Source organism: Streptomyces sp. NBC_00988 (assembly GCF_045162645.1).
GTDB lineage: Bacteria > Actinomycetota > Actinomycetes > Streptomycetales > Streptomycetaceae > Streptomyces.
Map to the genome: position 1 here is coordinate 2336537 of NZ_CP108730.1, position 13745 is coordinate 2350281.

Consider the following 13745-nt stretch of genomic DNA (forward strand, 5'->3'; position numbering starts at 1 on the left):
ACAGACCTGGGGGAGCACGGAAGGACGCCCAACGAAAAGCTCGGCAACAGCCGCGACCTGACGACCGGACCCCACACACGCCGACAAGGTCCAGGAAGGAGGACAGTTCGGGCGAACCGATCAGCGGCCGAACTCCGCTGCCGAATCGAGGCTAATGTGCTCATGTCCTTCCGACTATCCGCTTCCTCTCGCTGTGCGAGCGCGGACTCACCAAACTCCTCGGGGGCCCTGTCGATGCTCACTTCTCCTTCCGTCCGCAGACCCGCCGTGCTCACGGTGGAGGACGACGCAAGTATCAGTTCCATGCTCGGCGTCGCACTGGGTTTCCTCGGCTTCGACGTGGTGGCCGCCTCGACCGGGAATCAGGCGCTGACATCGGCGAGCCTCAGCCCTCCCGATGTCGTCCTGCTCGACGTGGTCCTTCCCGACGTGGACGGGTTCGAGGTGTGCCGCCGCCTCCGGGAGGCGGGCATCGATGCTCCCGTGCTCTTCCTGAGCGCGCGGGACGCCGCGGAGGACAAGGTGCACGGGCTGTCCCTCGGAGACGACTACGTCACGAAACCGTTCGACCTCAACGAGGTCGTGGCACGTATCCACGCTCTGCTGCGGCGCTCCCAGCCGTCCCAGCCGCCCCGTGGCCGACTGCGCGCGGGATGGGTGGAGCTGGACCGGTCCACCCACGAGGTGTGGCGGCACGGTCAGCAAGTGCAGCTCTCCACCACCGAGTTCGCCCTGTTGCAGCACCTCATGCAGAATGCCGGCAAGGTGACGTCCAAAGCAGAGATCTTGGACACGGTCTGGCAGTACGGTTTCAACGGCGAGTCCGGCATCGTGGAGACGTACGTCTACTACCTTCGGCGGAAGCTGGGGGACACCGATCAGTCACTCATACGCACGGTCCGCGGTGTCGGATACCTGATCCGTGGCGCCGGGGCCGAGATCCCCGCGGAGGACTGAGCGATGGTTCTCCGGCGCGGCCCGCGTTCCCTGCTCGTCAGGCTGGCGCTAGGCTTCGTCCTCGTCACCGGGGTCGGTGTCGGAGTCGCCGACATGTCCTCGGTGTGGGCTCTCCGACACCAGTTGCAGGACCGGACCGACCGTCAGCTGGGCTACATCCGCAACAACAGGTTGGCCGAACTGAAGCAAGGGCGGCCGCTCTCACCCGCGCAGACGACCTGCCTGATTCTCCTGCTGGACGCCGACGGTGACATCGAGTCGAGGTCCGTCGGCGCTCAGGTGACTGCGGCGAAGGTCTCCTTGTCACCGGACGAACTGCACCGGTTCGCCGACAGCGGGGGCCCGCACTCATTGGGCGGCGGAGGTTTCCGGGCCTACGTGAACAAACTGCCCGACGACCGCTACCTGGTGACGGCCATGGCGCTCGTCGAGGACGACGCCACCATGGACTTCCTGGTGGCCATCGAGGCCGCGATCAGCCTGCCGCTGATCGGCGCGGTGGTGGTCGGTTCGCTGTGGTTCAGCCGCCGCACGCTCGCGCCCATGCGCGGGGTCACCCGCACCGCCCGCCGGATCGCCACGGTCGACGGCGACCTGTCGCACCGCGTCGAGGTCCCCGACCAGCCGGACGAAGCCCAGCACATGGCTGACGCCTTCAACTCGATGCTGACCCGCATCGAGAGCGAGTTCCGGCGCCGACGCAAGGCTGAGACGGAGCTACGCGACTTCGTCGCGGCCGCGAGTCACGAACTGCGTACTCCCCTGACTGCGATCTCCGGCTATGCCCAGCTGGTCCGCTTCGGCGCGCTGGACGATCCGCTGCAACTGGACCAGGCGATGGAACGGGTGCAGAAGGAGGCCGGCCGAATGTCACTGCTCGTCGACGAACTGCTGCTCCTGGCCCGTCTCGACCAGGGCAGGCCACTGGAACGGCACAGGGTCGACCTGGGCGAACTCTGCCAGGAGGCGGTGGCCGATGCCCAAGTCGCCGCCCCTGAACACCCGTTGACCTGTGTCGTGGAGGCCGGGCAGCACCTGGTGCAGGGCGATCCGCACCGGCTGCGGCAGGTGGTGACCAACCTGCTGGCCAACATCGCGGCACATACCCGGCCCGGGGTTACCGGTGAACTGCGGCTCGCCAGCACCGGCGACGAGTGCGTCCTCGATGTGACCGACGAGGGGCCGGGCATTCCCGTGGTGCTTCATGAGCGGGTCTTCGAGCGCTTCTTCAGGGTCAGCGGGTCGCAGCCGTCCCCGGGAGAGCCCGAGGACGGACGGGGCAGCGGGCTCGGGCTGAGCATCGTCGCGGCCATCACCCGCGCCCACGGCGGCTCGGTGACCGTCGAGTCCTCGGTGCAGGGCGCGTGGTTTCGCGTACGTCTTCCCGCCGTGCTCGCGTCATCGCCGAAGAGTGAAACGCGGACTCTGATCGAACTCTGAGCTTGATTCTGATCAAACGCTGATGGTTCGGGTGGCCAGAGAGTGTTGGATGAAGTCAATGAAACGCCGCGCTTTTCAAGCATTATTGAAAACCGTCGGCGCTGGACGTGTTTCCCTTTCCGTGATTCCGTGGATCTGTTTACGCGTTATTCATTTCAGACACCCCCATTCCCGTTGACCCCGCCCCGATGAATCCGGGATATTGACCGCGCCGATACTTAGTCGGCCAAGTCGGAGCCGTTCACCCGGCTTGAAATTCCCCCGTTTCCACGGAGCATCATGCTGTCCCATCACAGCGAGAACACGTCCATCGGCCGCCGTATCCGCACAGCGGGAACCGCCGTCTCCCTTGCCCTGCTGGGCGGGCTGCTGATGGCCCCACAGGCCGTCGCCGCCGACAGCCCCACCAGCGCCGATCTGCTGTCCGCATGCGCATGGGCCGACGTCTGCACCTTCCACCCGCAGTCCTACACCACGTACATCGGACCGGAACACCAGGTCGGCACCACGGCGTACAACTGCGGCACCCTCACCAACGACCACTCGATCAGCTGGTCGGACACCACCAGCGAGACGAACAGTGTGAGCGTCAGCGTCAAGGCCGGCCTGAAGTTCACCGAGGTCTTCGAGGCTTCGGTCGAGGGCACCTACGGTCACGACTGGACCACGAGCCACACCGACACGGAGACGAACACGCTCCACATCCCCGCCAAGAACGTCGGCTGGATCACCCGCGGTACCTCCAAGCAGCAGGCCAGCGGCTGGTACGAGCTCCACTTCGGTTCGAAGTACTACGGCCACTACTACTGGTACGTCTACGACTTCCTCCAGTCGGGATTCAATGTCGACAAGCCGAACGCCGGCTATGTCTCCTTCCAGAACCGCGCGATGACCACCGCCGAGCGCAAGGCGCGGAACTGCTGAACCCGAGTTGGTCCCGGCTCCGCCGCGATGTGACCGCGTACCCGCCCCGTCCTGGATTCCGTGTACGCGGTCCTTCTGACCGCAACCGCCTTCCCCGCGAAGGCAACCGGACGTCAGTCCGCATACCCGCAGCCCGTCCGGCCCGGTGACTCCGCCGGGCCCGGTCCAGGAGGATTCCATGCGCAAGTCCCTTCGCCGTGCCCTGACTGTCGGGGTGATGGCAACGGCCCTGTCCCTGTCCGTCGGCCAGGCGTTCGCGGCGACGCAGGTCTACCAGCTCGACGGCACCCTGAACGGCAAGATCACCCGCTTCTACAACGACTACGCCAACGTCAAGGCCGGCCACGACGGCTGGTGCTACTGGGGTGTCAAGCACCCGAGCGACTACGCGTGCACGGTCAACACCACGACCGACACCCGGAAACTGGAGATCCGCGTCTGGGCGGGCACCCTCCCCACGGCCCACGGGAACAAGAAGGTGTATCCCACACCGCCCTCGAACAACCCCGGTCTCATGCCGCTGTGCCTTCCCATTTCCTGGGTCGAGGGACTCTCCCCGCACTCGGACGCTCACGACACGAACATCTACTACTGCGGGTTCTGGACCAACTAGAGTTTTCTCCGCGCCCTCTCATCGACTCCGTCCGCCCCGGAAACTCCCCCCGTCTGTCCGGGGCGGGCGGCCCCATATTTCGGCACTAGCTTCTGTGCAATTCCCCGCACAAGGTGGAGAACCGTGAATTCAGGAATTCGCCGCACCGGTCGGGCGTTCTCCATGGCCTTTGTCGCGCTCGTGTCCGTCACGGGCTGTGCCACCGACGACACCTCCGGCACCCGCAGTGGCGCTGTGGACGGAGCGGGCACCATGTCGATCGCCGTCGACCGCACGGCCGAGAGCCGGGTCATGGGGCAGCTCTACAGCCAGTTGCTGACCGCGGCAGGGAAGGAAGTCCGGCTGAAGCCCGGATACGCCACCCCGGCCGACACGGCGGAGGCGGTCACGGCGGGCAAGGTCTCCCTGGCCCCGGCCTACGAAGGCGCCCTGCTGCGCACCATGTCCGGTGGTCAGCGCGTGGACGGCAACATGGCGGCGACTCTCAGTATGGCTCTCCCGCCCGGAGTCACCGCGCTCGCCCCCGCGTCCGCGCAACGTGCCGATGTCTTCGTCGTCACCCGTCGCACCGCCGACCGGTACAAGCTGCGCAGCATCGCAGACCTCAAGAAGCCCAAACACCGTCTGATCTTCGGCGGTGCCCCGAACACCGACCCCGAACTCGGCACCCTTGCCGACGTCCAGACGGACTACGGCTTCGCCTTCGGCTCCGTCCGCACCCTGGACGTGGCCGGCCCGGCGAGCCGCGCGGCCCTCGCCGACGGTACGGCAGACGTGGTCGCCCTCCTCGGTACCGATCCAGCGATCATCCGCAACCACTGGGTGGTGCTCACGGACCCTCAGCAGATCATGCCGAGCGAGCATGTCTTCCCCCTGATCAGCGCCCCGTACGCCGATCTGGCGACGCGAAAGGCACTCGCGAAGATCAACAAGGCACTGACCACGAAGGAACTCGCGGCGCTCACGACCGCCGAGAACCCAGAGCAGGCGGCACGGAACTGGCTCGAGAGTCGCCGTCTGGTCCGGCACTGAGGGGGTCTCCGGCTACGGAGTGACGTCGTACGGCGCCCCTTCAGACAGGCGCCGGTCTCGGGCGGACGGGGCTCCGCGGTGGACGCCTACGATCGACTCGTGGAGTAGCGGCAGCCGCCGCGTTCCACGTGCCCACCGACCACGGCTCCGACCAACAGCCCTTCGAAACGCATCAGTATCTGTTCCAGGTCCGCCGCGGCGAACGACGTGGAGTCCGTCCCCAGGCTGATTCCGGCTGTCTCCGACACGCTCCACACATCGAAGGAGAGCTTTTCGGAGTACGAGTCGGCCGGCCCGGGGAATCGTCCGTACCGGCTGGACTCCACAGATCGCTCGATCTCCCGCACCGCGTCCGGACGGGCCCGGATCAGCGCCCGGGGTGCGATCGGGCGGATGTTGACCCAGTACGGGCTGTGCGCGGAGCGGCCCAACTCGGACGAGACGTCGGCCAAGGACCTGGCGTAGCGGTCAGGATCCCGCAGGCTGACGGACGGAGACCTGACGAGGGCCGCTTCGACGGCCCGGCACAGCGCGGGGAACCGGTCGGCGCCCATGGACGTGTCGACCGGGACGAGGACCCTGCCGGCGAGATGGGCCACCGCCTCGCGGGCGAAAGCGGTCTGCCGGTTGGCGGTCACGGTGTTGAAGACGCCCCTGCGGATGCCGAGGTGCTCGGCGAGCGCGCACGCGTAGGCGGCTTCGAGGACAGCGGCCACGGATGTCCGGTACTGCTTCGCCAGACTCGCCGCCGCGAGCGCGACCGCCGTCGAGTCGAGGCATACGAGGTTGTAGACCGCGTCCCCGCCGCACCTGGACGGCGCCTTCAGATCGGGCATGGAGGACTGTCTGAGCAGGGCCCGGTCGTGGGCATCCACCCGATGGGCGTGACGCAGCCCCGACGGGCTGGCCTCGAAGTCCGCGATCTGCCGTGGATGCCAACCGGAGCCGAGGTCGGCGCCCGGGTCGGCGGCCAGCCGGACGATGTGCCCGGCCACGAGCCGGGCAGCCGTGGTGTCCGCCGAGAAGTGGTGCAGGGACAGCACTATCTGGGTGGGTCTGCCGTCCACCGTCACCACCGCGACCCGCAACGGCAGTTCGTCCGCGGCGAATCCCAGGTCTGCCATGCCGACTGCGAGCTTGTTCAGCTCGTCGCCGTCAGCCGGAGCCTCGGAACCGTACTCGTCGACCTGGAGAACGCCGGAGGGCACGACCACCGCGCGTGAACGCCCGTCCATGTCACGCGGGTACAGCGTGCGCAGAGCCTCGAATTGCGCAACGACCGCAGCGATGCCGTGCAGGACCGCGGCCATGTCGGGCGTACCGTCGAGTGCCAGCGCCATCCGGACGCTCCTGTTACGGGCTCCGTGGAGATGGGGCCGGCACCCTTCGCGTTGGTGTGCCTTCTGAGACCAGGTCAGTTCGTGCGTACCGGCGGTGCCGGCTGCGAAGACGACGTCATGGCGTGCGATCTGCCGCATACCGGCCTCAGCTTTCCTCCAGTACGTCGGTGACGCGACGCGCCTCGTGACCGTCGTCCGGGAGCGCGACGACGTGACTGGAGGCCGACGCTCCACCTTCAGGCTGAGAATAGATCCGCGCGGTCCGCCCGCGTCAAGGCCCGGGAGCCTTGGACCGGTGCGGTTGGGCAATCCTTGCCGTCATGGGGTGCCGAACCGCATCGCGGCAAGGTGGGCAGCGCCCCGAAGTACGACACGCAGATCGTGAACTCCCCTCGCCCGCACGGGTATCGATGCGCTGACCGAGCACCAGTCGTACCGGTCGCCCGAATCGGCGGGCACGTGGACGTCGGCGACCAGGGTGCCGGCTCCGGGACCGCCGTCCGCGTAGATCTGCACGGACGCGTCCCCCTCCGCATGACGGGAGACCTCGGCCGTGAGGACGAGCGGCCCTTCGATCGAGCCGCCCAGGTCGACCGAGCGGTACAGCAGTTCGCAGCGAGAAGCACCGGGTGCGGCAGTGACCGCCTCGCCCCGGCCCCGGGCGGCGTCCACCAGTGTGGCGCCGACGCACTCGTCGAAGTCGATGGCCTGCAGTCGCGTTCCGACGACAGCTCGCGGAGGAAGCGTCGGGCCGGTCACGGTGAAGGGGACGGTGAGGGCTGTGTCCTCGGCGGAACGGCCGACGAGGATCTCGTACGGCCCCGGCTCCACGACGAAGGCGCCCGCCGAGACGGACCAGTGGGCGAGTGACGCGACGGGCACACTGAACTCCAGCCGTCGCAGCTCGCCGGGGGCGAGGGTGACCTTACGGAAGTCCGTGAGCCTGACCCTGGGCGCTTGGTGGCGGGCGGCGAGCGCGCGGGTGTAGAGCTGTACGGTCTCGGTGCCGGTGCGCGTTCCGGTGTTGGCGAGCTCCACGCTCACCGTCACGGCCCCGTCCTGCGCCGCCTCCAGGGCGGACAACCGCAGATCGGAGTAGCCGAAGCTCGTGTAGGACAAGCCGTGCCCGAAGGGGTACAGCGGCGCGGCCTCGTGGTACTGGTACGTCCAGCCGGCGCCGATGACGTCGTAGTCGAGGCGGTCGGGCAACGGGTCGTCCGCCCGATACCAGGTCTGCGGGAGCCGTCCCGCGGGTTCGGCTTCGCCGAGCAGTACGGCGGCGAGTGCCGTGCCCGTCTCCTGCCCGCCGTGGGATGTCCACGCCACGGCGGGCAGGTGCTGGTCCGCCCAGTCGACGGCGTAGGGGTAACTGCTCATCACGATCAGCACCGATTCGGGACGCGCGGTGGCGACGGCGCGCAGCAGGGCTTCCTGCACGGGCGGCAGGGACGTGCCGACGCGGTCCTGCGTCTCGCGGCCGTTGATGTGGGGATCGTTTCCGAGGACGACGACGGCGACGTCGGCCGCCGTGGCTGCCGCGACCGCGTCGGCGATGCCGCTCCGGACGATCGTGCGGGTCCAGCGCTCCGCGTCCTCGGGGGCCTCGGCGGCGAGGGTGATCCGGCCGGTGGCGGGGTCCACTACGGCGTACCGGCCGTTGCTGATATTGCGCAGCAGTTCAGTGCCGTCCGGCTGCGGCTCCAGCTGGAAAGTCTCTTGGACGAACCAGCCGTTCGGCTGTGCCTGGTCGGCTGCGAGAGTGAGGTCGGCATCCCTGAGGCTCACGTAGCGATCTGTGACCGCGTTGCGGAGTGTCAGCACTCCCTCGCCCCAGTCGAACAGGTCGTGGCAGGCATGGTCGCCTGTCTCCCGCTCCTCGTCGGTGAGGGCCGCAGCCACCATCGGCCCACCCGGGTCGAACGCCGGAACGCGCAGGAAGCCCCCCGTGGAGGCGGCCCGCAGAGTGATCCGGTCAACTCCTTCCGCGCACACCAGCTCGGCACCACGCTCCCGCAGTGCCACCCCCAGCCCCGTGGCGACCGTGATCTGGTAGGGCATGGTGCCGCTGTACCAGTCCTCGAAAAGGGTGTCCGTCAGCGGACCGACAAGCGCCACCCGCTGGCCGACGGCCGGTGACAGCGGCAGTGCGCCGTCGTTCTTCAACAACACCACCGATTCCGTGGCGGCGCGCAGCGCGAGCGCGCGGTGGTCCGGGCTGTCCACGGCCTCGTCACGGATGTCGGCGTAGGGGTCGAGCTCGGGATCGAACTCACCGAGGCGGAAGCGGATCGACAGGTGGCGCCGCGCGGCGCGGTCGACGTCGGCCTCGGTCAGCAGCCCGCGTTCGACCGCCGCGCGGAGCCGGCCGAGGATGACGCTGCCGTCCTCACGCTGTTCGGTGATGCTGTCCACACCGGCTCGCACCGCCGCAGCATGGGACTCGACGTGGTCGTCGAAGTAGTGCTCCGAATCGACCAGGTTGGGAACGGCCCCCGCGTCACTGCAGACGAAGAGTTCGTGCCCGGTGGGTTCGGCCCAGCGCCGCGCCTCGGTCTCGATCAGCGGACTGACGTGGCAGGGGCGGCCGTTGACCAGGTTGTAGGCCGGCATGACGCCGGTGGCGGCACCGGACGTTATCGCGGGGCGGAAAGCGGCGAGGTCGTATTCGTGCAGCACCCTGGGAGGCAACCCGGAGGAGGTCGTGTCGCGCTCGTCCTCGTTGTTGTAGGCCAGGAAGTGCTTGAGGAGTGGCGCCGTCCGCAGGTAGACCGGGTGGTCTCCGGCCAGCCCACGGCAGAAGCTGTCGGACAGCCGACCGGTGAGGACCGGATCCTCCGAGTACCCCTCCTCGTTACGGCCCCAGCGCGGGTCGCGCAGCAGGTTCACGACCGGGGCCCACACCTGCAGGCTGCTCCGGTAGCCGTCCGCCGGGCCCCGCTGGTGGAAGGCGCGGGCCTCGGCGCCGATCGCCGTGGCGACCTGGCGCAGCAGCTCCTCGTCCCAGGTGGCGCCGAGGCCCACGGCCTGCGGGAAGACGGTGGCCGGTCCCAGCCAGGCCACTCCGTGCAACCCTTCGGTGCCGGTCTTGAAGGGTGCCACGCCGAGGCGTGGGACTCCTGAGGAGTACTGATAGAGCAGTTCGATGCGCTCGTCGAGCGTCAGTCGGGAGAGCAGGTCGTCGACTCTCTCATCGAATGGTAGAGCGGAGTCACGAAACGGAACGCCGGTGACGGGCGTCAGCTCAGAAGGCACGGAAGCGGTACTCACCTGGAGATCCCTTGCAGGAGGGGTGAACGAAGAAGGAGTTGGCGGCTCGACCCCGAGGCAGCGATGGATATCCGCGAACACGCTCGGTTGTGGAGTCGAAGCGCTTCGACGTTGACATGACGCTCAGCCATGTGTCAATCACCGGCCACCTGCCCGTCACAGTCTCCGTTTCCGGTCGCACCGCGGCCCGGCGAGGGTCGGGTGAAAACGGCCGGTCACCATGGATGTTGCTCTACCGCAGGCATCGGGTGACACGGCCCCATATCGCGCCTGTTACCGAAAAGTGACCTGCGCGAAGCGTTGTCGCCCTCGGAAACACGCCGTTACTGTCACCGAAACGTCGAAGCGCATCGACGCGGACTTTCACCACCCTTTCCGGCCTCGGGCCACCGGACACCTCCGTGCCGGTCCGCCCGCCGGTCGGATCCTCGAAGACGAAGGGCCGCCAACGAGCCATGAGCATCGAAATGAACCGCCGAACCGCTCTGCGAACCGCCGCCGGCGTAGCGGGCGCCGCCGCACTCTCCCCGCTGCTGACCGCGTGCGGCGGAGGCGCCTCAGACAGCGGCAAGGGCGGCACCAACAGCAAGAAGGGCCTGGCCGCCGTACTGCCCGCCTACATGCCCAGCACGGTCGCCAAGCCCGACATCGCCTCCGTCAGACTCTCCAACGGCGCGGTCACCGAGCCGGGTTACCTCGCCTTTCCCTCCGAGCCGGTCACCACGGTGAAGAAGACGCCGGGCAAGGGTGGTCACTACACGTCGAGCACGCCGACGTGGGGCACCATTCCGTCCGCCGACAACCAGTTCTACCAGGCCATGTCCAAGGCGCTGGGCACCACGATCAAGATGCAGCCCGGCAACGGCAACACCTACGCCACGGCCCTCGCCACGCTCTCCGCCGCCGACAAGCTCCCGGACTGGGTGCAGATACCCACCTGGATGAACGACCAGGTGCGGACCGGGGAGTTGGTGGGCCGGCACCTGGCCGACCTGACGCCCTACCTGTCCGGTGACAACGCCAGGGAATACCCCAACCTGGCGGCCATCCCCAGCAGCGGCTGGATGTCGGGCGCCTGGGAGGACAAGCTCTACGGCATCCCGTCCTTCACCAGCGGCACGAACTTCAGCCAGCTCATCTTCTACCGGCAGGACGTGTTCGAGGACCACGGCATCGGCGCGGCCGACATCAAGTCCGCGGACGATCTGATGCGCGTCGGCAAGGAGCTCACCGACGCCAAGGCGGGGCGCTGGGCGTTCGACGACATCTGGACGTACTTCAACTGCGCGTTCGGCGTGCCCCAGACGTGGCGCGTGGACGGCGGCAAGCTCGTCCACAAGTACCGGACGCCGGAGATCCTCGAGGCCCTCGCCTGGCACCACAAGCTGGCGAAGTCCGGCTACATGAACCCGGACGCACTGGCCGGCAACGTCAACGACGGCAAGACCCGCTTCTACGCCGGCAAGACCCTCATCGCGGGTGACGGCATGGGCGCCTGGGGCGTCGGCGACGCGCAGTCGGGTCAGGCCGCGAACAAGAAGTACCGACGCGGTCTCCTCGCGGTCTTCGCGGCGGACGGCCACTCCAAGCCGTACACCTACATCGGCGCGGGCACCGGCTACGTGAGCTATCTCAGCGCACGCCTGAAGCCGAGCCAGATACGCGAGTTGCTCGCCGTGGCCAACTACCTGGCGGCGCCGTGGGGCTCGGCCGAGTACACGATGACCCTCTACGGCGTCAAAGGCGTGGACTACAACATGGTCAAGGGGATTCCCACCGCGACGAGTACCGGGCAGAAGAACGTCCAGCAGGCCGCATACCCCTTCCTGGCCTCGTGCCCGAACACGGTGAACAACCCGGGTTACCCCGAGATCACCAAGGAGCAGTGCGCCTGGCTCAGGGCCACCGCGCCGTCCGCGACAAAGCCGGTCTTCTGGAACCTGAACGTCTCCGTCCCGGGCCGCTACAACGCCGGCTCCGCGGGACAGGCCGTCGAGGACACCATCACCTCCGTCATCCACGGTCTGAAGCCCGTCTCGGCGTACCAGGAGGCGGTCAGCACCTGGCGGCGCAACGGCGGTGACCGGCTCACGGGCTGGTACCAGGACACGGTCCTCGCCAAGTACGGCACCAACCAGTAACGGCGAAGCCCGCTGTGACCAAGCCGCCGGCGCGACGAGAACAGCGCCCGGGCGGATCGAGCCGAGCTCAGGAGGAAGGGTGCACACCACAGTCGCCGAAGTCAGCCCGGACAGCCCGCAGCACGAGCGACGGCGGACAACCGCCTGGCGCAGGGCGGCCCCGACGGACACTGCACCGAAGCTCACCCTGGGGATGCGGCTGCGCCGCGACAAGTCCCTGATCCTGATGACCCTGCCGGTCGTCGTCGTGCTGCTGGTCTTCAACTACTTCCCGATCCTCGGGAACATCGTCGCCTTCAAGTACTACGACCCACTCGTCGGAGTGATCGACAGCGACTGGATCGGACTGGACAACTTCCGCCAGTTGTTCGGCGACCCCCTCTTCTGGCAGGCCGTGACCAACACCCTGGAGCTCAGCTTCGTCCAGCTGGTGCTCTTCTTCCCGGTGCCGATCATGCTCGCGCTCCTGCTCAACTCGGTACTGAGCAACCGGATCCGGTCGGTCATCCAGTCGGTCACCCTCCTCCCCCACTTCTTCTCCTGGGTCCTGACGATCACCCTGTTCCAGCAGATGATCGGCGGGGCAGGACTGCTCAACCAGTACCTGCGCAACCACGACATGACGCCGTGGAACATCATGACCGACCCGCACACCTTCCAGCTCCTGGTGACCTCCCAGGTCGTGTGGAAGGAGTCCGGCTGGGGCATCATCGTCTTCCTCGCCGCGCTCGCCGCGATCGACCAGAACCTCTACGAGGCGGCGGCCGTGGACGGCGCGAACCGCCGGCACCGCATGTGGCACATCACGCTGCCGGGCATCCGCGCCGTCGCCGTGCTGATGCTGGTGCTCCGCCTCGGCAGCATCCTCAGCGTCGGATTCGAGCAGCTGCTCATCCAGCGGGCCGCGGTCGGGCACGATGCCGCCGACGTGCTCGACACCTTCTCCTTCTACTACGGCATCGCCACCAACAACTACGGCTACGGCGTGGCCGCCGGCATCTTCAAGAGCGTCATCTCTCTGTTGCTGCTGTGGGGCGCCAACAAGCTCGCACACGCCATGGGCGAGGACGGACTGTACCGCCGATGACCATTTCGATCGCAGCCACGACGGCTGCCCGCCGCCGCAACCCCAACCGCCCGGTGTGGGAGGAACCGCCCTCCGCCGCCGGTCAGGCCGGAAAGGGAGCCGTCCTCGTCGTCATCCTGCTCGCCATCCTGGTGCCGCTGTGGTCCGTGGTGATCACCAGCCTGTCCAGCCAGGCGGCGATCAACACAGCCGGGGGCATGGTCCTCATACCGGGCGACCTGACCGTGAACGCCTACGACGCCATCCTGCGCGGCGGCCCGGTCGCCCGGGCGCTCGTGGTGAGCCTCGGCATCACCGCCGTAGGCACCCTGTTCTCGATGGTGATCTCGGTGTTGTGCGCCTACGGGCTGTCACGCAAGGGCTCGCTGGGCCACCGCACGATCCTGATGCTGCTGATCGTCACCATGTTCGTGAGCGCCGGGCTGATCCCCAGCTACCTGGTGGTCGTGGGAGCGGGCGGATACGACCAGTACTGGGCGCTGATCGTGCCGAGCGCGGTCAACGTGTTCAACATCATCGTGCTGCGCGCCTTCTACGCCGGCACGGCCACGGAACTGATCGACGCCGCCAGGATGGACGGCGCGAGCGAGTGGCGGATCCTGTGGTCGGTGGTGCTGCCCACCTCACGGGCGGTCACCGCCGTGGTCACCCTGTTCTACGCGGTCGGTTACTGGAACTCCTTCTTCAACGTCATGCTCTACATGCCGCTCGACAGCAGGAAGTGGCCCCTCCAGTACGTGCTGTACCAGTACGTCAGCCTCGGCTTCAACATGCCCGGGCAGACCAACTCCGGTTTCGGCAGCGGACAGTCGCAGACGGCGCCGCTGTCGCTCCAGATGGCGGTGGTCGTGCTGACTCTGCTCCCCGTCGTCATCGCGTTCCCCTTCCTGCAGAAGCACCTGGCCAAGGGCATGCTCACCGGCGCGATCAAAGGCTGACGCATC

The 13745-nt window shown here is 67.7% G+C and carries 10 protein-coding genes; 8 read left to right on the forward strand and 2 right to left on the reverse strand.

Translation table 11 applies throughout. From position 1 onward, the window contains the following. The first annotated feature begins 234 nt into the window (after positions 1-234). From OG496_RS10710 to OG496_RS10730, 5 genes are all read left to right on the forward strand, one after another. Entirely contained in the window at positions 235-957 is a 723-nt protein-coding gene (locus OG496_RS10710) for a response regulator transcription factor (RefSeq protein ID WP_405970610.1), read from the forward strand. Positions 958-960: 3 nt separating this feature from the next. Further along, positions 961-2397 carry an ATP-binding protein gene (locus tag OG496_RS10715; RefSeq protein WP_405970611.1) on the forward strand — a complete coding sequence of 479 codons (1437 nt, stop codon included), beginning with the start codon at positions 961-963 and terminating at the stop codon, positions 2395-2397. Between the two features lie 279 nt (positions 2398-2676). Then, a complete protein-coding gene (locus OG496_RS10720; RefSeq protein ID WP_405970612.1) occupies positions 2677-3321 on the forward strand; it encodes a hypothetical protein in 645 nt (214 codons plus the stop codon). Positions 3322-3499: 178 nt separating this feature from the next. Then, entirely contained in the window at positions 3500-3934 is a 435-nt protein-coding gene (locus OG496_RS10725) for a hypothetical protein (protein ID WP_405970613.1), read from the forward strand. A gap of 123 nt (positions 3935-4057) precedes the next feature. After that, positions 4058-4966, forward strand: a complete 909-nt coding sequence (locus OG496_RS10730) for a glycine betaine ABC transporter substrate-binding protein (RefSeq protein ID WP_405970614.1) — start codon at positions 4058-4060, stop codon at positions 4964-4966. 86 nt (positions 4967-5052) lie between these two features. Here OG496_RS10730 and OG496_RS10735 read toward each other — a convergent pair whose 3' ends face one another. Together OG496_RS10735 and OG496_RS10740 are read right to left on the reverse strand one after the other, a co-directional pair. Beyond that, positions 5053-6306 carry a condensation protein gene (locus OG496_RS10735; protein ID WP_405970615.1) on the reverse strand — a complete coding sequence of 418 codons (1254 nt, stop codon included), beginning with the start codon at positions 6304-6306 and terminating at the stop codon, positions 5053-5055. A 318-nt stretch (positions 6307-6624) separates the two neighbouring features. Continuing rightward, complete coding sequence (locus tag OG496_RS10740; RefSeq protein WP_405970616.1) at positions 6625-9573, reverse strand: glycoside hydrolase family 3 C-terminal domain-containing protein; 2949 nt, start codon at positions 9571-9573, stop codon at positions 6625-6627. Positions 9574-10028: 455 nt separating this feature from the next. Here OG496_RS10740 and OG496_RS10745 point away from each other — a divergent pair, with 455 nt between their 5' ends. The 3 genes from OG496_RS10745 to OG496_RS10755 all read left to right on the forward strand — a co-directional run bounded on the left by OG496_RS10745 (position 10029) and on the right by OG496_RS10755 (position 13739). Continuing rightward, positions 10029-11714, forward strand: coding sequence for an ABC transporter substrate-binding protein (locus OG496_RS10745; protein WP_405970617.1), 1686 nt, complete (start codon positions 10029-10031; stop codon positions 11712-11714). A gap of 79 nt (positions 11715-11793) precedes the next feature. Next, on the forward strand, positions 11794-12801 hold the full coding sequence (locus tag OG496_RS10750) for an ABC transporter permease (protein ID WP_405970618.1): 1008 nt from the start codon (positions 11794-11796) through the stop codon (positions 12799-12801). After that, positions 12798-13739 (forward strand): carbohydrate ABC transporter permease, encoded by a 942-nt coding sequence (locus OG496_RS10755; protein ID WP_405970619.1) that lies wholly within the window; start codon positions 12798-12800, stop codon positions 13737-13739. Before OG496_RS10750 ends, OG496_RS10755 begins: the two co-directional genes overlap by 4 nt. Positions 13740-13745: the final 6 nt, after the last annotated feature.